Genomic DNA, 22,187 nt, shown 5'->3' on the forward strand with positions numbered 1-22,187 from the left:
CAAATCTCCTATCAGATCGCTATCCAATTGAACAATACAACGTTAAAGTAGTATAATTAGTTTTGTTAGTAGAGTTTTCAACGACCCTAGATTATTTTAAAAAATTACAGCATCTACAGTTAATCTAATCATTTTATCTTTCATATGTGTAAAATAAACACAATTATTTTATTATTCGTAGAAATAACGCTTTAAATTATTTTGTTATAATTATTTTTACAAACTATAATACTTTGTATTGTAACAAGAAGCTTGAATTGATGAACGCTCACTAATAATACTCATCCTAAATATATTATTACACAAAAATGATACTAGATTGATCATTTTTTTAAAATCATTTAATTTAAGTATTTTGGTTTCGAAATGAAAATACAAAAACATTACGAGTACATAGTGGGTTCAAACCTTAATTGTGTTCTTATTTTTAAGTTTATACTGTTATTTAATTCCTTTTTACTGTCAAATCTTATGTATGGTAATCAAGGTGGTAATGATTACAGTAAATATCAAATTAAACCTAAAACTGAGATAAAGGTTACGAAAAACTGGAACTTCTACTGGAAACAGCTATTAAAACCTTCAGAAATTCATGATTCGTTGCCTACTACTAAGGTAGATTTAGGTTCTTGGACTCATTATAAACTTACTAATAAAGGACACCCTACTTCTTTTGGTTTCGCTACGTATAGTACAACTTTTAGCTTGCCCAAAATTAAACCTGCGATGTCGTTATATATATCCAGAGTATTTGCAGCCTCAAAAATTTGGATAAATGGTGAATTAATTAAAGAAATAGGAAAAGTTGGACGTTCAAAAAAAGAAACACTTCACAGACGAAATTCTTTAATTATCCCCTTAAAATCAGAGGATACAGATTTTTCAGTAGTAATTCAAGTTTCTAATTTTTACCATAGTAAAGGAGGTATCGATCAGCCAGTTATTTTGGCACCTACAGAAAGACTACAATATTTAAGAGCAGAAAGAATAATTGCTGATACCATATTTATCAGTTGTCTAGGTTTTATAGGTTTCTTTTTCTTACTTTTTTATGTTTTTTATTGGAATAAAGATAAAGCTGTAATTTACTTTGCTATCTTATGTATTTTTCTAGCTTATATGGCATTAAGTGATCGTTATGCTCCGTTAGCTAAATTATATAGTGATATAAGTTGGATTTTCTTAACAAAAATTGAATATGTTACTCTATTCTTAGCAAGTACGTCAGCAAGTTTATTTTTTAATGAAATATTTAAAACCTTCGTTAATAGATATTATTCGCTGCTTTTACTAACATGTTTTATAATTTTAACAACACTTGTAATTGTTCTTCCTGCTCCATATTTTACTAAATGTATCCCTCCATTTTTAATTTTAATGGTTTTTAACTTGTTATATGTAACCTTTGTTATAGTTAGAGCTATAATTGGAAGGCAATATGAATCTATTTTACTTTTATTAAGTATGCTTTTAGGTTCATTTATATTTTATGTGCACATATTCTTTTATTTAGGTAAAAATGGAGATGCTATTATTTTCGTTAATTTCGGATATATTTTAGTGTTTTTATTATTAGCCATGCTATTAATGACACGATTTTCAAGTTCATTTAAAGCTTTAGAAATTGCTAAAGAGTTTGCATTAGAGCAAAGGGCTGAAATTATTAAAAAGTCAAACGAACTTTCTTTAGTAAACTTTGAACTAAAAGAAAATGTAAAACAACTTCAAAATTATAATGCTGAGTTAGACAACTTTAATCATATAGTATCACATGATCTAAAAACACCATTAGTGGCTATTCACACATTAGTTTCGTTTCTTGAAGAAGATTTAAATGATAACCTTACTAAAAATGTAGCTTATCATTTTAATCTTTTAAAAGAGCGAGTTAATAAAATGGATGCTTTAATTAATGGATTATTACAATATTCTAAAATTGCTAAAGGGAATAAAACTAAAGAATTATTTAGCTTAAATGATGTTTTGAATGGTATTGTAGATATTATTAATCAAGAAAATAAACACCAAATATCATTACCTGAAAACGATTTGCAAATTTTTGCAAATCAATTAGAATTAGAACATGTGTTTCTTAACTTAATAAGCAATTCCATTAAATACAATGATAAAAAAAAGGTAGTCATTGCTATTTCGGCTGTTAAAAACTCTAACGATTACTTATTTTCTGTTAAAGATAACGGAGAAGGTATTGATCCTAAATATCATGATAAAATATTTGATATGTTCAGTCAAATAAATCAATCGGAAAATGATAATAGTACAGGAATTGGCCTCGCAATTGTTAAAAAAATTATTTCTGAAAATGATGGCTTTATCACGGTAGATTCTAAAAAAGGAGAAGGAACTGAAATTAAGTTTACTTGGAAAATTACCACTCCTAAAAACTAATTTTTTCATCATTTATTTAATTAATAAACTATTTTCGCGCCATGTGGATGTATTTAGGACTTTTAGCGGCGTTATTTTTAGGATTACACAATTTATGTAAAAAACATGCAGTACAAGGGAACGAAGTGTTTCCTGTACTTTTGGGTACTGTTTCTAGTGGTTTTATTTTTATTGCTAGTTTTTATCTTTTGGCTAAAGTTTATCCAGATTACGCATTAAATAACGGATATTATTTTCAAGATATCTCATATAAAACTCATGCATACATTTTTGTAAAATCAGCCATAATGGCAAGTTCTTGGGTACTTGCTTACCAAGCTTTAAAACATTTACCTATAACAATTGTAACGCCAATAAGATCTGCAGGACCATTTTTTACTTTTATTGGAGCAATAGTTATTTACAAAGAACAACCTAACTTTTATCAATGGATTGGTTTTTTCTTGATTATTTTTTCAGTGATTTTATATTCTAAAATTGGTAAAAAAGAGGGAATTAATTTTAAAAGAAATAAATGGATTTTTGCCATTATCGGGGCCACGTTTTTGGGCGCAAGTAGTGGTTTATATGACAAATTTTTAATTCAGCACGTACAACTAAATCCACAAACATTACAATTTTGGTTTTGCTTTTATACCATACTTATTTTACTAGTTATTTTAAGTATAACTTGGTTTCCTTTTCCTGAAAAGCGAAAAGCTTTTAAATTTAGATGGTCAATAATTGCTGTAGGTGTATTACTTCAGGCGGCAGATTATTTTTATTTTAAAGCTTTACAAGATCCAGAAGCATTAATAATGCTCCTTTCTGCTATCAAAAGAAGCCAAATTATTATTGCTGTAGTATTGGGAGGAATTATTTTTAAAGAACAAAACAAACGTAAAAAATTAGTTCCGTTAGCAGGTATTTTAATTGGTGTTTTTCTAATTCTTTACTCTTAAAAACTAATTAAAACTTTTTTTTACTGCTTTTGCAGTTTCAATAAGTTCTGGATTTTCTATTTCTTTAAAAATAATAGAATTATCTGCTGATTTAATAGGCACAAATAAGCAAGAACACACTGTAGAATCTACAGTTTTCGTGTTTTCTTCATACTCTTTTGCATAAAAAATAACGGCATCCATATTTTTTTGAATATTATCAAAATTACCTTCCATAATCTCTAAAACAGCACTGTTAAATTGATTTAAACTTATATGAAAACTATTATATTCAACACTTGACAATACATGAGCAAAACACATTTTTGCCTCCTCAATTCTCATGTTTATCATAAAAATATATCCTAAATTCACTACATTGTAGTGATCTAAAGCACAAAAATTTTGTGTTTGATTAAAATCAAGTTCCCAAATAGCTTCACAGTGTGCCAAAACATTATCTTGATGTGCATTATCATTTTCTACCAAATGTTCTATTGGGAAACGAATACCATGAAATTTAACCGCTTCTTTAATTAAATTATTAGACTTTAACGCTTTTAACTTAGAAACTAAAACTTCTTTTGTGGTAAAATTAATCGTATTTAAACTACTATTCAACAACGCTATATTAGTGTCTGTTTCAGTTATTCGTTGTACAAATGATTCTTGAAACTGTTGCGCTTTTAAAAGCTGCTCATCATCTTCAAAAAATAAATGAATATAAAAATCTGAGCCATCTAGGTTAAATGATAATTCTAAATGATGAATCTCTTGTTTATTAAATGCAAAAAACTTTGCATATAGCGTAGAAATTGTATTAAAATCTGGAGTTATACTAGTTGTTTTTCCTGATAGATAATCAATAGTTTCATGCACTGCATTATTATTACGGCTAAAACTTAAAAAACTATTCGTAGCACTACAAACATCTTTAATTGCCCTATAATAATTTGGTATTAAGTTGTAATAATTAAATTCAAATTGAACACCTGTTTCTCTGGCAAAATACTTGGTGTATAATTTATCAAAATCATCACCAAAAAAATCTAAATTACCTTCTTTATTATCTATTAAAATTCCTCTTTGTAAAAATTTATGTAAAGATAATTGTAAATCTTCTCTTTCTACTCTTTCGTTTCCATACACCAAATATTCAAGATTAACAATTTGAGTACTATTTGAACGTTTTAATGATTTTGATAAATAATTAAGATTTTGTAAATCTCTTTTATTTAAACTTTTAATCTCATACAGTTTTGGTCTTTTTGCTAAATCTTGAGAAGTTTCTAGCTCTAAACGAACATCTTCCAATACAGAATGATTTAAAGTCATGCTGTCCACAATACCTTCTTGAATTTTTTTAAACATATTATGGCATATCAACTGAATTTCATAGGGTTTTCCTTCAGATATGTTGTGTAATTCTTTATACGTAGCATTGTCAAAAATATCACTAGGTTCAATACCAATATCCAACAACGGTTTGTTTACACAAATTTCTGTTTCTTCTATATCTTTATATTCATCAACCGTTATTTTTTTAAACTGTCTTATAATAGGAGAAAAAATATCATCAATAACAGGAAAAAGCTCTTTTGTACCTGTAAAAACCAACATATAATTGGTTTTATTCATAAAAATATTCCTAATTTTTTCTAACAATACTCTACTTTCAGACAGTACATTGCATTCATCAAACAATAAAATAATTGATTTATTAACTTCTTTATTAATCGTTTCTAAATCTCTTTTAAAATTGTTTTCAGAAGTAATTACATCAGTTCTTCCGGCATCCATTGCTTTAGCAAATTGAACAGGAAACAAAAACGGACGCAAAGCAATGTCTTTAGCAACAGTATAGGCAGAAGTTTGATTTAAATATTCATCAAAAATAGCTCCAGAAACGCCTCCAAAATAATCTTGATTAATCGCAGAATTAAAAATAGAGTCAAAAATTTTATAAAAAAACTGTAATTGAGATTCTTTATCGCCCTCATCTAAATCTATTCTAACTGTTAAAAAACCTAATTTTTCCGCTTCAATTTCTATCATATTAAGCAAACTAGTTTTACCTGCTGCCCTATCTCCTATTAACGATAAATTAATTGGTTTGTTAGTTTTAATTCCGTGATTTAAGTAATAACGTATTTCACGCAATTGGGTAGACCTACCAGCAAATAACTTTTGCTCTGTAACAGGATTGGCAAAATCATACGGATTATTTAGGTTATGGTAGCTCATTAGTTAATATTACTATTTAGTTTTTCTATTATTTTTTTTTCTTTAATCAATTTTTCTAGCTGATGTATGTTTCCACGCTCTCTTTTAAAATTGTAATAGGCTGTTAAAGTCTTTTTTAAATCTTTGTCAGTAATAAGCTCAAGTAATTGAACATATTCTGAAGTTGGAATTTCAGATGCTTTAACTACTCTATCTCTTGTTTTAACTAATAACACTTCTTTTTTATTAGTTTTTAACTCATTTACGTGTTTAAGCTCTTTGAGTTTTAAATAACAAACCACTAAAAATAAAACTATTAAAATACACAACACTAAAAAGCTACCTTCATCAAATAGTATTCTAGCAATTAAAATCACATAATTAATAAATGAATTATTTTCGGTATCAGCTGCTATTTGATTTAAAAAAGCATCAATAGCCTCATAACTTCCAATTGCTTTTATTTCAGCAATTAGCGCTACTAACAACAACCACAATAAATAGTTTAATGATTTTTTTCTAAAAAGAAATTCTTTAAGAAAAAGGATTATTTTTTCAGTTTTCATATAATTGGTAGACTCTTGCCTCAAATCTACTATAAATTTTATCTAAAAATTAATAATGAAACTAAAAATACTAAGTCTAGTTAAGAAAGAATAATTTTAAGAAAAACTAAAATATTGACAAAGAAATTTTCTTAAAAAAAAGCGACTTATACAGTCGCTTTTAAAATTTATATCTTAGTTTTTTAAGCTTTCCATATCTATAACAAATCGATATTTAACATCATTTTTAGTTACTCTGTCAAATGCCGTGTTAATTTGATTCATATCAATCATTTCAATATCTGAAGTAATATTATGTTTTCCACAAAAATCTAACATTTCTTGTGTTTCTTTTATACCACCAATTAGTGAACCTGCTATCCTTTTTCTGCCCATTATAATGTTACCTCCGTGTAACGGTTCTAAAGGCTCAATAGCTCCAACCATAACCATTGTTGAATCTCTTTTTAATAATTGAACATATGGATTGATATCATGTTTAACAGGCACTGTGTTTAAAAGAAAATCAAACGAACCTTTATGTGCTGCCATTTGCTGTTCATCTTTAGAAATTAAAACAGCATCTGCCCCTAATCTTTTAGCATCGGTGGCTTTATCAGGTGATGTAGTAATCATAATTGTTTCAGCTCCCATAGCATGAGCAAATTTAATTCCCATATGACCTAAACCACCTAAACCAATTACTCCTACTTTATCTCCTTTTTTTATTTTCCAGTGATTTAAAGGTGAAAAAGATGTAATACCCGCACATAACAAAGGAGCTACAGCCTTAGTGTCAAGGTTTTCTGGAACTTTTAACACAAAATCTTCTTTTACCACAATACTGGTTGAGTAACCTCCAAAAGTTTGTTTACCTGTATGTTTATTTTTTCCATTGTAGGTTCCTACCATACCTTGTTCACAAAACTGCTCTAAATCATCATGACATGCGCTACATTCCTGACATGAATCTACCATACAACCTACGCCCACTAAATCACCTTGGGAATATTTTGTTACTTTATCACCAACAGCCACTACTCTACCCACAATTTCGTGTCCAGGAACAATTGGATATTTAGCATTACCCCAATCATTTCTCGCTGCATGAATGTCACTATGACAAACGCCACAGTACAAAATATCAATTTTTACATCATTTTCTGAAATAGTTCTTCTTTCTATATCTAAAGGTTCTAAATCCTTTTCAGGAGCAAATGCTCCATATGCTTTTACTGTATTCATTGTTAATTTGATTTATTGGTTAGTTTGTAACGTTGCTTTTGGATAATCTGTAAATCCTTTTTTACCTGTTGTATAGAACGTATCTTGATCATAAGCTGCAAGTTCTAAATTATGTTCAAATCTCTCAACTAAATCAGGATTAGATATATAAGGCTTACCATAAGCCACTAAATCTGCATTTCCTTCTTCTAAAACTTTATTACCACTTTCTTGAGTAAATCCTGCATTTATCATTAATGTTCCGTTATATAAAGGTCTGAAATGTTTAGCTATTTCTGTAACCGCATGTGGAACTTTAGATACATCATTAAAAGGTTCTGATAAATGAACATACGCAAGGTTGTAATCATTAAGTTTTTTAATTATGTATTCAAAAGTAGGAATTGTTTCTTCGTCCATTTCCATACCAAAAATTCCGTGTAATGAGGGATTAAAACGAGCTCCTATTTTTTCTTCTGGAATAACTGATTTCATAGCATCTAATACTTCAAAGAAAAATCTTGCTCTATTTTCTATACTTCCTCCGTAATTATCTGTTCTTACATTAGAAGTTCTGCTAAAAAACTGATGAAATAAATATCCGTTTGAAGAATGAATTTCAACGCCATCAAAACCAGCTTCAATGGCATTTATAGCTGCATTTTTAAAATCTTCTATGGTTTGTTTAATATCTTCAACAGTCATTGCCTTTGGGGTAACCGTTTCTTTAAAACCTTCTGGTGTATATGATTTACCGTTAGGATTTATTGCGGATGGTGCTAAAGGCAACTCTCCGTTATGAAAATCAGGATGTGACATTCTACCTACATGCCATAATTGTATAAATATTTTACCTCCTTTATCATGAACTCTTTGAGTTACTTTTTTCCACCCTTCTACTTGTTCTTTCGAATGTATTCCTGGCGTGTTTATATACCCAACTGCTCTTTCTGATACTTGTGAACCTTCTGTTATAATTAAACCTGCAGAAGCACGTTGTTCATAGTATAGCCCTTGAAGCTCGTCTGTAGCAACTTTTAATTCGTTATTAGCTCTACTTCTTGTCATAGGAGCCATAACAACTCTATTTTGTAATTCTAAATTTTTGGATTTATATGCCTGTAAAAGAGGTTGTGTGCTCATTTTAAATGTTTTATGGTTAATACCTTCAAATTTACGCCATAAAACTTGTTTAAAAATTGACCTATGATAACTTTCCGTTAGTTAATCATCAACTTTCTTTATTCAGAAATTTTGGAGATCATACCTCTAAATTGTATCGGAGTTCTATGAGAACTATTAATAAAAATTGAAGTTGTGTTATTTTGAAATAATCTAGCAGTAATTCTATAACTTTCTGTATGGTTTTTACTATCTTTTGCAGATAGCTTTATAATGTAATTACCATTTTTATCTTTTTCTGAAATTACATTTTCAAGTGGAGATTCAATATTAATTCCAATATCTGAACTATTATAATTTCCTCCCATTTGACGCTCGCCAAAATAAGGTAAATCAGCAAAAATGCTATCATTTTTAATGGTGAAATAGTTAGATGTTCCTGAAACATCAATAGTACTTGCATTACTTCCTATGGGAAACAAACCTGTGTTTTGTAATTGATTTAACGAGTTTGAAGCCATCGGATATGCCCAATTGGAGGTAATTGTATAATTTTTATTTAAAACCAGTTTTTCAAATTCTTGGTACTTTTCAGGTGATACTTGCTTAGGAACACTTGCACAACCAGCAAGAAATATAAAAAACAAAAGAACTATATAATTATTAAAAACCTTCATAACGCTAACCATTTGAATTTAAAGATACAAAAAATCTAAGTTTTGTAAAAAACAAAGAGCAGCTTAAATAGCTGCTCTTTTGAGATTTAGTTAACAAAAATTCTAAACTCCCATGGTTTTAATTTAAATTCTTTATTTTCTATAGTTTCCTTATCTCCACTTAAATAGTTTAGGTAAGATCCTGAAATAATACTTGTAAAGATTTGTTCTGTTTCAGATAAATTTGCTATGTAAATTAATTCTTTACCTTGTTTACTTCTCTTAAATGCCAATACATTTTCGTTAGCTGTATCTAATCTTTCATAACTAGCAGCGTTTTTACCTCCATGTAAAGCTAGATTATTTTGTTTTAGATCTCCTAATTTTTTTAATAACGCCCACTCTTTACCTTTAGTTTTTGGAATACTATCTTTTTCAAAAAACTTTAATCTGTGATTTAAACCATATTCTTGTCCAGAGTAAATAAGAGGCATTCCAGGTACCGTATAACTCAAAGCTGTAAAAGCAGAAGCTCCATTTCCCATTCTTTCTTGAATTGTTCCGTTCCAAGAATTTTCATCATGATTAGTTACAAATGTCATTAAAATATCATCATTTTCATATCTAGCAGTATCTTTTGAGTATGTTTCATCCCAGTGAGCTACTTTATGCTCTCCTTTTGCAATATGATTCATTGCATGATGACGATCCCATCCGTATGCCATATCAAACAAATCATCTTTTAATAATTCTGGTTCCCAAGCTTCTGCTAACATAAAAATATCTTTTTTAGCTCGTAACTGTGGTACTGCTTCTACCCAAAAATCTGTTGGAACAGATCCAGCTACATCACATCTAAAGCCATCAATATTCTCATTTTCTATCCAATGTAGCATATCACTTACCATTTCTTTACGCAATTCTTTGTTGTCGTAATTTAAATCGGCTACGTCTGCCCAACCAACAGGAGTTCCATCTTCATTTAAAGGATCTGTAATTTCGCCATCCGCATTTTTGGTATAAAATTCAGGATGAGTAGTTATCCAGGTATGATCCCAACCCGTATGATTTGGAACCCAATCTAAAATTACTGATATACCATTATCATGAGCTGTTTTCACCAATGCTCTAAAGTCTTCAATAGTTCCAAATTCTGGATTGATCTTTTTAAAATCAGAAACTGCATAATAACTACCTAAGTATTTTTTACGTTCTTCTTCAGAAAAATCTGAAGCAAACTTTTCTCCTGTAGCTTTTCTTTTAGTTTCTGAAATAGGAAAAACTGGCATTAACCATATTATTTTAACACCTAACTCTTTTAATTGAGGAATATCTTTGGTAAAAGCATCAAAAGTTCCTTCAGGTGAATATTGACGTATATTAGCTTCATAGATAACCGCAGTTTCTAGCATTTCATTAGATACTAATGAAGTATTTTGAGTATTTTCTATTTGCGATATTTCTTTTTTTTGTTGCTCTTTTTTACAGGCAAAAGCTAGTAAAACACAACATAGTAGTAATGATAGTTTTTTCATATTGATTTATAATTTTTCTAATAAAATAATAGTTTCAGGGGTATTAATAGTAACTGTACCGTTAGTTACAGTTACTTTTTGATTTGTATAAGCATCATTTAACTCTGTTCCGTTCTCAAAAACAGTAGAAACATCAATAGTTTTTGATCCGGCAGGTACATCTAAACCTACAACTACAGCGTCATTAAAAGTGTTTTTTGAAAAGCTTCTCGAAAAAACTAATGGCTTATCAGATATCTTTTTATGTTCACCCGCACCAATTGCAGGGTGATTCTTTCTAAAGTTTCCTAATATTTGCCAGTGTTTAAGAACCTTTTGTTTACTTGTATCAGAAGATAATGCTTCCCAGTTCATATTAGAACGTAAAGTAGCATCTCCAACTGTACCTTCTACCACTAAACTTCTTGCAGATTCATCTCCGTAATACACTTGAGAAGCTCCTGGAGTTAATAACAAAATATTAGCTGTTTCATATGATTGTTCTCGCTTTGGATCAAAAGGTTGTCCATCATCATGAGAAGATAAATAATTTAAAACACTATAACCTTTTAAATTGGTTTGCAAAGCCGTACTGTATTTTTCAAATATTTCATTTAGTGGCATTTGTTGTGCATTCCATTTAATTTCAAAATTGATTAAACTATTAAAGCTTTCATCAAAATAATTAACTTTTTTATCACTAAAGTCATACGCTTTTCCTGAACTAATACCATATCCATATACTTCACCAACTAAATAAAAACTGTTATCATCTAAAACTTTATCAGGATGATTCTTTTTCCAAATATTAAAAGCAGCATCACATTCTTTTCTAAATTCCTGCCATACAAATTCTTCTGTATGTTTTACAGTGTCTACACGGTAACCATCAATCCCAAATTCTATAATATAATCTGTTAACCATTTCATGATGTAAAAACGTGGTGCTCTTGGATGGCCGGTTCTCTTAAAAAAATCATCCAATTCAGCAACTTCTTGCTCATACCTTCCTTCAGCTTTCCATTTTTCAACTAATTGAGGTGGTAAACTAACTTCTTCATTACTTTCTGTTTTAATGTCTGGTAAATTTTTAACCAATGTACAAGTAATGGTATTCTCATAATTAGTGTATTCACATTGTGGTGAAGTTCTTACCCATTCAGATGGCCAAACGGGATCTTTTTGTGTTACGGGTCCAGTATGGTTAATAACAGCATCTAACAACACCCTAATACCTTTGCTATGTGCAGTTTCAACCAATTCTTTTAAATCTTCCTTTGTGCCAAAATTTGGATCTATAGCAGTCCAATCTTTAGTCCAATAACCATGAAAACCATACGTAATTCCAGTCCCTTCATCTGTACCTCCATGAATTTGCTCAACTATTGGAGTCATCCATATAGCATTAATACCCAAATCCGTAAAATAGCCTTCTTTAATTTTTTGAGTAATTCCTTTTAAATCACCACCTTCAAAACCACGTAACTTTCCTGTTTCTTTGGTTCTATCAAAATTTATATCATTTGTAGTATCTCCATTATAAAATCTATCAGTTAATAAAAAATACACATTGGCTGCTTCCCAGAAAAAAGGAACTTCTTTTAGTTTTGTTGTTGCTGATTTTTTATTGGTTTCAGCTGAAGTACAACCTACAAAGATTGCAAGTGCTAGTAGTCTTATTATATTTTTCATTATTTAAAATTTACAATGATTTTTTGTGTTTGTTTTTCTTTCCAATTTACAGGTAGCTTTAAGCTATTTTGATTAGAATCATATATAAAATCAACCTTTTTGTTGTTTATTTTTACATGCTTAGGCCTAGATTGAATGTTATGAATATTAAGATTTACTATTTTATCAAAAGCTTTATAATTTGCAGCTATTTGAGTATCAAATGTAATTTTTAAACACTTTTTGGTATTTTTAGAAGTAAACAACATCAATTCAAAAGCATTATTTGTAATTGAGTTTGCAGTTTCGCCATCATCATTAAACAATACATCTCTACTTTCTTTAACATCTTTGTCAAAATAAAAATGCAGATCAAATTCTTTAAGTGAATAATCTCTTGTTGTTTGAACTAATTTTGCTAGCGGTATAAAACTCCCTCCACGAACAAAGGTTGGAATTGACGTTTCTTTTAACCCTATAACTTCTGTGTTTCCACCTTTATATTTTTTATCAGTGTAAAAATCAAACCAGTTACTTCCTTCAGGAAAAATCACTTCTTGTTTATTAATATTTGCCTTTAAAACAGGGGAAACAAGAATGTTTTCTCCCCAAAAATAAGAACTTGATATTTCTGATAACTTTTCGTCTTCAAAAAATAATGGTCGCATTAATGGAGTTCCGTTGATATGATTTTTATATGCTAATGTGTAATTGTAAGGCAACATTTTGTAACGAAGTTCAATAGCATTTTTGGCTAATTCTTTAGCTTTTTTTGCTCTAAAAATAGGTTCACTAGGCACTTCTTCTTGTGCATGAGGACGAAATATTGGTTGAAAAACACCATATTGAAGCCAACGCACATATAATTCATCATCTAAATTGTTTCCTGCAAACCCACCTAAATCAGAGTGCATATAACCTAAACCTTGCAGTCCCATTTGTAATGCTATTTCAGGTTGACTTTGTAAACCTCCCCAAGTTCTGTTAACATCACCTGACCATGGTATTAAACCAAATCGTTGAGAACCAGAGTAGCCTGCTCGCATTAAAATAAACGGACGCTCGGATGGATATTCTTTCTGATAACCTTCATAAATTAAGCGAGCCCAATCATGACCATATATATTATGAAATTCATTTGCTGTACCTTTTGCGTGAATCAATTTCTCAGGGTGAACTTCTGGCTCTCCTAAATCTCCCCAAATTCCTTCAACACCAATATCATGAAGCCCTTTATAAATATTCCAAAACCATTCCTTACCTTTTGGATTATAAATATCTATTAATCCTGTATTTCCAAAATAAAAATCGAATTTAAATGGGTTACCAATACTATCTGTGGCCAAAACATTTTCTTTTACCGCTTCTTTCCATTTATTAGAAGTAGTTAATACAAATGGTTCTGTAATCAATACTGTTTTTACGCCTTGTTTTTTAAAGTCTGAAACCATTTGTTTCATGTTAGGAAAAGAATCTTTATAAACTTCTAAATTCCCCATGGTTCCTTTAATATCTTTTCCAAACCAATACAAATCTAAAATTACCGCATCTACCGGTATTTTTTCTTCTTTAAATTTATTAATGGTATATTTTGTTTCTTTTTCTGAATGATAACCAAAACGACTAGAAAAATTACCAAATGCCCAACGTGGTGGTAATGGTTGTTTTCCTGTTAAATCTGTGTAATTTTTAACAATATCAAACCATGAATCTCCAACAATTACTTGGTAGGTTTTTCTACCTGATATAGTTTCGTAAGTTAGTGTATTATTTTGCTTACTATCAAAATCTAAATATCCAACTGGAGCATTATCAAAATGAATCATATACTTGTTTGAAGATGCTACTATTGGCATGGTATAATTCATCAATTTAGAATCTGTTTCATAACCATAATGGGCACGATTGTATAATGGTAATCGATGACCTCTCCTGTTCATTCCTAAAGCTCTAGCACCAGCTCCGTATAAAATTTCATTATTAGTAATATTAAACTCTATTTTCTCAGAAAGTTTAGCGGTAATATTGCCTTTTACCATCTCTAACGGTTGATGCTTACTTTTATAATAACCTCGTTTTTCAGAAACTACAGGTTTACCTTTATATGCATAAGAGATTTTAAAAGGATTTGTTATTATAGTTACTGATAAATCTTTGGAGCTGTAAGTAATTTCATTTCCAAGATACTTATATCTAATTTTTATTTTTTGAGGTGCTAATACAACAGCATGTGAGCTATTATTATGTAACTCACCTTTTGGAATAAAAGTATTTTCTAAAATTTGTGAGTTATAAAATTGAAAATGATATTCTCCGTCATTTGTTGTTACTGATAAAATGCCGTTTTCTTCTTTGTGTGATATATATGTTCTTGAAGAGTTTTGGGCTACTATAGCAATAGAAACAAAAAATAATATGTTAAATAATACGTGTTTCATTTTGTAATTTTTAGTTTCCTAATAAAAAAAGTAAAGGTTCATTTAATCTTGAATTCCAAGAGTTTTCAGAGTGATCAGTTCCTTCAAAAAATAAATTTTTAGAATTTGTTTCATCATAACCTTTTGAGGATAAAATTCTATCAACAATTGGAGCATATTTAGGATAATGTGCATCTAAAGTTTTATTTCCGTAATCAAAATATAATTTATGATTGCCACTTTCAGGTAAATTATCAGCCATGTAATTAAAAATAGCATCAGGAAAAGGATTATCATCCATAGGCATTGCTCCAACCCAATGCGTAGATAAGCATGCAGCACCTCCAAATATTTCTGGATATTCACTAACAGCATACATAGACATTAATCCGCCCATGCTAGAACCCATTATGAAGGTATTATTTTGATCTGTTAATACAGGATATTGTTGATCTATAATTGGTTTTAACTCTTTGGTTAGAAAACTTAAATAATTATCCCCATTTAAAGTAAAGTCTTTGTTTCCAGCAATACTTTTAAGTTTTTTTTGTATTGATTCTTCGATGTAATTAAAAGCTTTTTGAGGAAATAAATCTTGCCATCGAATTTTTGGAATATTATGAATAGCAACAACAATAAAATCATTTACTTTACCTTGATTTTGTAGATCAGTTGCCCATTCATCGACTTTCCACTCTTGTTTGTTCCATGTAGTTGAAGCGTCAAAAAGCATTTGACCATCATGCATATATAAAACACTGTATTTTTTTGTTGATGAATAATCATTAGGTACCCAAACATCTATGGGTCTAGATTTAATATATTTTGAAGTAATACTATCTGCTCTATATAACTTTCCTCCTGCTAATTTAATGCTAGTTAATTCTTTAAAAAACAACGTGTTTTCAACTTGGTTATTAGCTAATTCAATAGTATTGTTTGATTTTTTTTTACACGAAAAAATAACTAGCGTTACACAAATATATAGGCTTATCAATTTCATAGCTTAGTATTTAGTTGTAAATAAATAACTTCCTTTTTTGGGTAGTTTTAAAGATTTATTCCATAAAATGGTCTCTCCTGTCAAAACATTTTTTAATGTTTTTCCAGTTAACTCTAACTCTTTAAACCGATCTAAGTTAATCGCTACTGGCTTTTCGTTTTTATTTAAAACATGAACTATTGTTTCTGATTCGTTATAACGAGCCAATAAATAAGTTTTTGCTTTGGGAACAAAATGCATTGTTTTACCATTATGAATTGCCGTAGATGTTTTTCTAAAATTCAAAAGGTTTGTAATAAATTGTTGCATCTCTTTCTTTTCAGTAGTAAGGTTTTCTCCTGTAAATGCATTTATGCTATCATTTTTCCATCCTCCTGGAAAATCTGTACGGATTAACCCATGGTCTCCTGGCCTATCAAAATCATTCATTAGTATTTCTGTTCCGTAATACATTTGAAAAATTCTTGGTAAAACTGCCAAATAACTTAGTGCCATTTTAGTTTTTATTATATCTCCGTTTAGTTGCGTAAATATTCTACTCATATCGTGATTGTCTGGAAAAACCAAGATATCTAGTGGCCTAGTATAATGAAAATCATTAGCTAAAGTTTCATAAATTTCTTTCAAACCTGTTCCCCAAGTTTCTTCATTATTTAAACCTGAAACAATTTTCTCTTGCATAGCAAAGTCCATAGTTGAACGTAAGTTTGAGTTGTATCCGTCAACATTTTTATGACCTTGTTGCCAATAAGCAATTAACAAAGGGTTTGTTGACCATTCTTCTCCAACTATATTAAAATTTGGATACTCATTCATAATAGCTCCTGCCCAGTTGCTCATAAAATCTTTATCTGGATACGGATAAGTATCTTGGCGAATTCCTCCTAAACCAAGCTTTTCTATCCACCAAATACTGTTTTGAATTAAGTATTTTGCCATAAAAGCATTTCGTTGATTTAAATCAGGCATTCCCTTTACAAACCAACCATCAGTCATTTCTTTGTGGTCTATTTTTGAGGCATATAAATCTTGATTCGTGGTTCGCCTATGAGATGATCTTTTTACAATATCACTACTCCATTTTTCTTTGTTTGCCTCATAATGTTTTTGGTAATTTACCCAATCTTTAAAAGGTAAATCTTTCATCCACCAGTGTTCTAAACCACAATGATTTGCTACTTGATCCATGATTAATTTCATGTTTTGTTTTTGTAGCTTGGCTGATAACTCAATATATTCACTGGTAGTTCCAAAACGTGGATCAACCTTATAATAATCTGTAATTGCATAGCCGTGGTAAGAACCATTATGCATATTATTTTCTAATAACGGACTTGGCCAAACTGTTGTAAAACCAAGATCTTTAATATAATCTATAGAATTTATAATACCTTTAATATCACCTCCATGACGCGCGTAATTGTCTTTTCTATTGATTTCTTTTTCATGTAAATTTTCAAAAGAATCATTAGTGACATCTGAATTCCTAAATCTATCTGGAGTAATTAAATAAATAGCATCTGAACTATCAAAACCAATAAAATCTTCCGATTTTTTTATTCTTTTTTTTAACTCATAAGATTGCGATAATGAAGCACCTTCTTTTGTTTTAAAATTAATAACAAACTTACCTGGATTAGCTGATCCTTTAATAATTAAGTCTAAAAACAAGTAATTTGGGCTATCTGCAGTATGAACTTTTTCTAAAAAAATATTCTTATTTTCTATAAATACTTTTGCAAGAGATATTTTTGGGTGCTTCACCAAAAGCTGAAGCGAAGTATCTTTAAAACCAATCCACCAGTGTGGTGGTTCTATTTTATCGATATCATTCGCTTCTACAATCGGTTTCTGGGGATTATTAGGGGGATTGTGTGTGTTTTCTTTACAAGAGAACATTAAAAATAATATAAGTAAAATGTATATTGATTGCTTAATTTTCATTACTAAATTATTTTAATGTTCTTGTAATTTATATTATATGGTTACCATATTGTTAGGTGAAATAGTAACTTTTTCTCCATTAACCACAATATCTAAATGGGTGGTTCCGTCTAATTCAAAAAGTGTTTTATCCTGCTGAACAATTACTTTTAAAATTTGATTTCTAAAATTCACTTTAAAAGAGTATCCATCCCACTGTTCAGGTATTTTAGGTTCAAAAGTTAAGGTATTATCTTTTACACGCATTCCACCAAATCCTTCAACAATACTCATCCATGTTCCTGCCATTGAAGTAATGTGTAAACCTTCTTCTACTTCTTTATTATAGTCATCTAAATCTAAACGAGAAGTTCTTAGATAGAAGGTATATGCTTGCTCCATTCTTCCTAATTTGGCAGCTTGAATACTGTGAACACATGGTGATAAAGAACTTTCATGAACAGTAAATGGTTCATAAAAATCAAAATGACGCTCTAACTCTTTTGTGGTAAAATGATCTTCAAAGAAATAAAAACCTTGCAATGTATCGGCTTGTTTAATATATGGCGAACGTAAAATACGATCCCAACTCCATTTTTGATTAATTGGTCGTTGTGAAGGATCTAAATCAGCAACTGTTATTAACTCTTTATCCAAAAAGCCATCTTGTTGCAAATAAACTTGATGCTTTTCTGAATAAGGAAAATACATATTATCAGCCACTTTTTTCATTGATTGTATTTCCTCGTCAGAAATTTTAATTTTATTTAAAATACGCTCGAAGTCAGAAGGGTATTCATTTTTAACAATTTCAATATTTTCTAAAGCATAATCAATACACCATTTAGCAATATAATTTGTATACCAATTATTATTGATATTATTTTCGTATTCATTAGGTCCGGTAACACCTAACATAACATATTGTTGTTTATCTTCAGAGAAGTTAACACGTTGATGCCAAAAACGAGCAATACCCACTAAAACTTCTAATCCTTTTTCTGGAATGTAACTGTAATCATTTGTATATCTGTGATAGTTATAAATTGCAAATGCAATAGCACCGTTTCTATGAATTTCTTCAAAAGTGATTTCCCATTCGTTATGACACTCTTCTCCATTCATAGTTACCATTGGGTATAAGGCAGCTCCGTTTTTAAAACCAAGTTTTTCCGCATTTTCAATAGCTCTATCTAGTTGATTGTATCTGTAAGTTAATAAGTTTCTAGCAACTTGCTGATCTTTGGTAGCCATGTAAAAAGGAATACAATACGCTTCTGTATCCCAATAGGTACTTCCACCATACTTTTCACCTGTAAATCCTTTCGGTCCAATATTTAAACGAGCATCTTTACCTAAATACGTATGATTTAACTGTAAAATATTAAAACGGATTCCTTGTTGTGCCTTAACATCACCATCAATAGTAATGTCTGCCATTTCCCATATTTTAGACCATGCTTGTTTTTGTTGATCTAATAATACATCAAAGCCTGATGAAACTGCTGTGGCTAACACTTTTTTTGCAGCAGATACTAATTCTTCAATCTCATGATTTCTATCAACCGTATAACCAGCATATTTATAAATTGTAGCTGTTTCATTTGCATTAACTTCTGTAGTATATGAAAATGATACTCTGTTATCAGTTTGTGAAACTGATGGTTTAATGGTTTGTTTTTGTTTATTAACTACAATATTAGATTGCATAAAAGTACACGTATGAAAATATGTTTTCATGGTATGAGCCTCAATAAAGGCTTGTGCACCATCTACAGATACTTTTACTGTATTCCAAAACTGATCATCCCAGTTACTATCTTCATTATGAATACCACTATCTAAATAAGGTTCAAAAGTAATAGTAGCATTAGTGGATATTGGAGTTACACTATATTCAATGGCTCCTAATTCATCTAAATCAAGACTTAAAAAACGTTTTGCTGATACTTCAATTTCTACATCATTTGGTAATACAGCTGTAAAGGTTCTTGCCAACCAACCTTCTTTCATGTTTAATTCACGTCGGAAATTAGATACCTTTTTACAAGTATTTAAATCTAACGCTTCATCGTTAATCATTACATTAATTCCTATCCAATTGGGTGCATTTAATACTTTTGCAAAATACTCTGGATAGCCATTTTTCCACCATCCAACTTTTGTTTTGTCTGGATAATACACACCTGCAATGTAACTACCTTGAAAAGTACTTCCTGAATAATTCTCTTCAAAATTAGCACGTTGCCCCATAGCACCGTTACCAATACTAAATAAACTTTCAGATGATTTTACACGAGTTACATCAAATCCTTCTTCAATAATCGACCATTCGTTTGGTATAATATAATCTTGATTCATTTTAGTTGTTTGTTTAAGCCTTAGGCTTAGAATTTCTACTTTGTTTTTTAAAAGGGGACCTCTAGTGGGTTATTTATCTATTAATTCTTTAATAAACTCGACTGAAATTTCAGTAAAATCATTAAAGTTGTAGTCTGCTTCTTGTAAAACGTCTGCATTTCCAATACCTATTGATATCATATTGGCATTATTAGCAGCTTTAATACCAGCTAAACTATCTTCAAACACAATACAATTTTGTGGAATAATAGCTAATTCCTTAGCTGCGTTTAAAAATACTTCAGGGTCTGGTTTTGCTTTGCTCACATTAGTACCATCTACAATAGCATTAAAAGCTTTTATTAGATTAACTTTTTTCAAAATAGCTCTTGCATTTTTACTGGCAGAACCTAGTGCTATTGGCTGATTTACTTCTATAAGATAATCCAGTATTTTTGGTACATCAGGTAAGATTTCTTTTTCATCCATGGTATTTATGAACGCTAAATAGTCATTATTTTTTAACGCCATTAGTTCCATAAATTTATCTTCGGAAACAGATTTGTTTCCCCATGCTAATATTTTCTCTAATGATTTTACTCTACTTACGCCTTTTAATTGTTCGTTTTGAGTTTCAGTAAAATCAATATCTAGACTTTTAGCCAGTTTTTTCCATGCTAAATAGTGGTATTTAGCCGTATCAACAATAACACCGTCTAAATCAAATATAAATCCTTTCTTTTTCATTATTTTTCTGTTTGTTGGTAAGTAATTGCATTAGGATTAACAATTAAAAGATTTGCTAAACCACCTAAAATCAAACTAATTCCAGCTACTGTCATTGCGTTAATCGCTTCTGACCCTAATAAATTAGACACAAAATTTACGCCTCCTAAGGCAGCTACTATTTGTGGTAATACTATAAACATGTTAAAAATTCCCATAATCACTCCCATCTTTTTAGGGTCAACAGAACTCGATAACATAGCATAAGGCATCGATAATATACTTCCCCACGCAAAACCTATTAGGATAAAAGAAATATTAAGGTATTCATGAGAAGGTATAAACTTCATCATAATAAAACCAACACCACCTAAAATTAATGATAGCATATGAACATATTTTCTGTTTATTCTTCTTTTTGAAGTATAAAAAGCAAGAAATAAAGCAAATGCCATAGATGACAAACCATAAACTCCCATATAAGAACCTACTAAATTGGATGACTTTTGAAAAGCGGTGTTAGCTGTGTTATAGGCTTCGATTTGTGCAGGAACATCCATATTGTAATTAGCTTCTACCGGTACAGGAGTTTGAAATACATGCTCTGTTAAAGCTGGGTTTGCCATACTCCACATAGTAAAAAATGCAAACCAACTAAAAAACTGAACAACACCCAGTTTTTTCATGGTAGCTGGCATACTTCCTATATTATTTACTATGTCTGATATAAATTGATTTTTTTTAGCCTTTTCGCGTTCAAATTCTTCCATATCCTCCGGCGGATATTCTGTGGTTGTAAATACTGTAAATAAAATACTAGTTAAAAACACAAAGGCGCCAATAGCAAAAGCTACTTTTACAGACATCGGAACCACCCCTGACGCTGCTGCGTCACTTACTCCTAATTTAGATACCATCCACGGTAAGTTACTAGCTATCCAGGTACCTATTCCTATAATTAATGTTTGTACTACAAAACCGTAAGATCTTTGAGATTCAGGAAGTTTGTCAGCCACTAATGCTCTAAATGGTTCCATAGAAATATTAATAGAAGCATCTAAAATCCATAAAAAGCCAGCTGCAATCCATAAAGCAGGAGAGTGAGGTACTAAAAACAAAGCAATAGAGCTTAAAATTGCACCTACTAAAAAGTAAGGTCTTCTTCTACCCCACTTTGCACTCCAAGTTCTGTCACTCATATAACCAATAATCGGTTGTACAAGTAAACCTGTAAGAGGTGCAGCAATCCAAAGTAATGGGATATCATCTTTGGCTGCGCCTAGAGTTTGAAAAATTCTTGACATAAATCCACCTTGAAGGGCGAATCCAAATTGAATTCCTAGAAACCCAAAACTCATGTTCCAAATTTGCCAGAAATTTAGTTTACGCTTTTCCATTATCGTAATAATTAGTTTGTTATACGATAAGCGCTACGACTTATCATTTTGTTTGTTTGTGTGGAAAAGTAAACTTTATTGATAAGTCTTTGAGGTT

15 protein-coding genes are annotated in these 22,187 nt (G+C 30.2%); 2 read left to right on the forward strand and 13 right to left on the reverse strand.

Features of this window, described 5'->3' with window-relative positions:
* Positions 1-471 precede the first annotated feature (471 nt).
* Together ACFQ1U_RS01530 and ACFQ1U_RS01535 are read left to right on the forward strand one after the other, a co-directional pair.
* Positions 472-2,409, forward strand: a complete 1,938-nt coding sequence (locus ACFQ1U_RS01530; RefSeq protein ID WP_386104588.1) for an ATP-binding protein — start codon at positions 472-474, stop codon at positions 2,407-2,409.
* Between the two features lie 41 nt (positions 2,410-2,450).
* Complete coding sequence (locus ACFQ1U_RS01535; protein ID WP_386104590.1) at positions 2,451-3,350, forward strand: EamA family transporter; 900 nt, start codon at positions 2,451-2,453, stop codon at positions 3,348-3,350.
* Between the two features lie 3 nt (positions 3,351-3,353).
* Here the strand turns inward: ACFQ1U_RS01535 and ACFQ1U_RS01540 are convergent, their stop codons facing one another.
* The 13 genes from ACFQ1U_RS01540 to ACFQ1U_RS01600 form a co-directional block, all read right to left on the reverse strand.
* Positions 3,354-5,573: a hypothetical protein gene (locus ACFQ1U_RS01540; RefSeq protein WP_386104592.1), complete on the reverse strand. Its 2,220-nt coding sequence runs from the start codon at positions 5,571-5,573 to the stop codon at positions 3,354-3,356.
* Positions 5,573-6,118, reverse strand: coding sequence for a hypothetical protein (locus tag ACFQ1U_RS01545; protein WP_386104594.1), 546 nt, complete (start codon positions 6,116-6,118; stop codon positions 5,573-5,575). The genes ACFQ1U_RS01540 and ACFQ1U_RS01545 overlap by 1 nt, the downstream gene beginning before the upstream one ends.
* Positions 6,119-6,292: 174 nt before the next feature.
* On the reverse strand, positions 6,293-7,342 hold the full coding sequence (locus ACFQ1U_RS01550) for an NAD(P)-dependent alcohol dehydrogenase (protein ID WP_386104596.1): 1,050 nt from the start codon (positions 7,340-7,342) through the stop codon (positions 6,293-6,295).
* A gap of 12 nt (positions 7,343-7,354) precedes the next feature.
* Positions 7,355-8,464, reverse strand: a complete 1,110-nt coding sequence (locus ACFQ1U_RS01555; RefSeq protein ID WP_386104598.1) for an alkene reductase — start codon at positions 8,462-8,464, stop codon at positions 7,355-7,357.
* Between the two features lie 98 nt (positions 8,465-8,562).
* Positions 8,563-9,120, reverse strand: a complete 558-nt coding sequence (locus tag ACFQ1U_RS01560) for a DUF4251 domain-containing protein (RefSeq protein ID WP_386104600.1) — start codon at positions 9,118-9,120, stop codon at positions 8,563-8,565.
* 86 nt (positions 9,121-9,206) lie between these two features.
* Positions 9,207-10,634 (reverse strand): alpha-amylase family glycosyl hydrolase, encoded by a 1,428-nt coding sequence (locus ACFQ1U_RS01565; protein ID WP_386104602.1) that lies wholly within the window; start codon positions 10,632-10,634, stop codon positions 9,207-9,209.
* Between the two features lie 6 nt (positions 10,635-10,640).
* On the reverse strand, positions 10,641-12,305 hold the full coding sequence (locus ACFQ1U_RS01570; RefSeq protein ID WP_386104604.1) for an alpha-amylase family glycosyl hydrolase: 1,665 nt from the start codon (positions 12,303-12,305) through the stop codon (positions 10,641-10,643).
* Positions 12,305-14,722, reverse strand: coding sequence for a glycoside hydrolase family 31 protein (locus ACFQ1U_RS01575; RefSeq protein WP_386104606.1), 2,418 nt, complete (start codon positions 14,720-14,722; stop codon positions 12,305-12,307). Before ACFQ1U_RS01575 ends, ACFQ1U_RS01570 begins: the two co-directional genes overlap by 1 nt.
* Positions 14,723-14,732: 10 nt before the next feature.
* Positions 14,733-15,704: an alpha/beta hydrolase gene (locus tag ACFQ1U_RS01580; protein ID WP_386104608.1), complete on the reverse strand. Its 972-nt coding sequence runs from the start codon at positions 15,702-15,704 to the stop codon at positions 14,733-14,735.
* Between the two features lie 3 nt (positions 15,705-15,707).
* Entirely contained in the window at positions 15,708-17,648 is a 1,941-nt protein-coding gene (locus ACFQ1U_RS01585) for a glycoside hydrolase family 13 protein (protein ID WP_386104610.1), read from the reverse strand.
* Positions 17,649-17,681: 33 nt separating this feature from the next.
* Positions 17,682-19,988 (reverse strand): glycoside hydrolase family 65 protein, encoded by a 2,307-nt coding sequence (locus tag ACFQ1U_RS01590; protein WP_386104612.1) that lies wholly within the window; start codon positions 19,986-19,988, stop codon positions 17,682-17,684.
* A 69-nt stretch (positions 19,989-20,057) separates the two neighbouring features.
* Positions 20,058-20,714 (reverse strand): beta-phosphoglucomutase, encoded by a 657-nt coding sequence (pgmB, locus tag ACFQ1U_RS01595; RefSeq protein WP_386104614.1) that lies wholly within the window; start codon positions 20,712-20,714, stop codon positions 20,058-20,060.
* Entirely contained in the window at positions 20,714-22,090 is a 1,377-nt protein-coding gene (locus tag ACFQ1U_RS01600; protein WP_386104616.1) for an MFS transporter, read from the reverse strand. The genes pgmB and ACFQ1U_RS01600 overlap by 1 nt, the downstream gene beginning before the upstream one ends.
* Positions 22,091-22,187 lie beyond the last annotated feature (97 nt).

The organism is Tenacibaculum geojense, assembly GCF_042676005.1.
GTDB lineage: Bacteria > Bacteroidota > Bacteroidia > Flavobacteriales > Flavobacteriaceae > Polaribacter > Polaribacter geojense.

Coding starts and splice junctions, on each gene's coding strand:
- ACFQ1U_RS01570 (WP_386104604.1), bottom strand. CDS start 12,305: ATGAAAAATATAATAAGACTACTAGCACTTGCAATCTTTGTAGGTTGT.
- ACFQ1U_RS01580 (WP_386104608.1), bottom strand. CDS start 15,704: ATGAAATTGATAAGCCTATATATTTGTGTAACGCTAGTTATTTTTTCG.
- ACFQ1U_RS01535 (WP_386104590.1), top strand. CDS start 2,451: ATGTGGATGTATTTAGGACTTTTAGCGGCGTTATTTTTAGGATTACAC.
- ACFQ1U_RS01560 (WP_386104600.1), bottom strand. CDS start 9,120: ATGAAGGTTTTTAATAATTATATAGTTCTTTTGTTTTTTATATTTCTT.
- ACFQ1U_RS01545 (WP_386104594.1), bottom strand. CDS start 6,118: ATGAAAACTGAAAAAATAATCCTTTTTCTTAAAGAATTTCTTTTTAGA.
- ACFQ1U_RS01555 (WP_386104598.1), bottom strand. CDS start 8,464: ATGAGCACACAACCTCTTTTACAGGCATATAAATCCAAAAATTTAGAA.
- pgmB (WP_386104614.1), bottom strand. CDS start 20,714: ATGAAAAAGAAAGGATTTATATTTGATTTAGACGGTGTTATTGTTGAT.
- ACFQ1U_RS01565 (WP_386104602.1), bottom strand. CDS start 10,634: ATGAAAAAACTATCATTACTACTATGTTGTGTTTTACTAGCTTTTGCC.
- ACFQ1U_RS01550 (WP_386104596.1), bottom strand. CDS start 7,342: ATGAATACAGTAAAAGCATATGGAGCATTTGCTCCTGAAAAGGATTTA.
- ACFQ1U_RS01600 (WP_386104616.1), bottom strand. CDS start 22,090: ATGGAAAAGCGTAAACTAAATTTCTGGCAAATTTGGAACATGAGTTTT.
- ACFQ1U_RS01530 (WP_386104588.1), top strand. CDS start 472: ATGTATGGTAATCAAGGTGGTAATGATTACAGTAAATATCAAATTAAA.
- ACFQ1U_RS01585 (WP_386104610.1), bottom strand. CDS start 17,648: ATGAAAATTAAGCAATCAATATACATTTTACTTATATTATTTTTAATG.
- ACFQ1U_RS01590 (WP_386104612.1), bottom strand. CDS start 19,988: ATGAATCAAGATTATATTATACCAAACGAATGGTCGATTATTGAAGAA.
- ACFQ1U_RS01540 (WP_386104592.1), bottom strand. CDS start 5,573: ATGAGCTACCATAACCTAAATAATCCGTATGATTTTGCCAATCCTGTT.
- ACFQ1U_RS01575 (WP_386104606.1), bottom strand. CDS start 14,722: ATGAAACACGTATTATTTAACATATTATTTTTTGTTTCTATTGCTATA.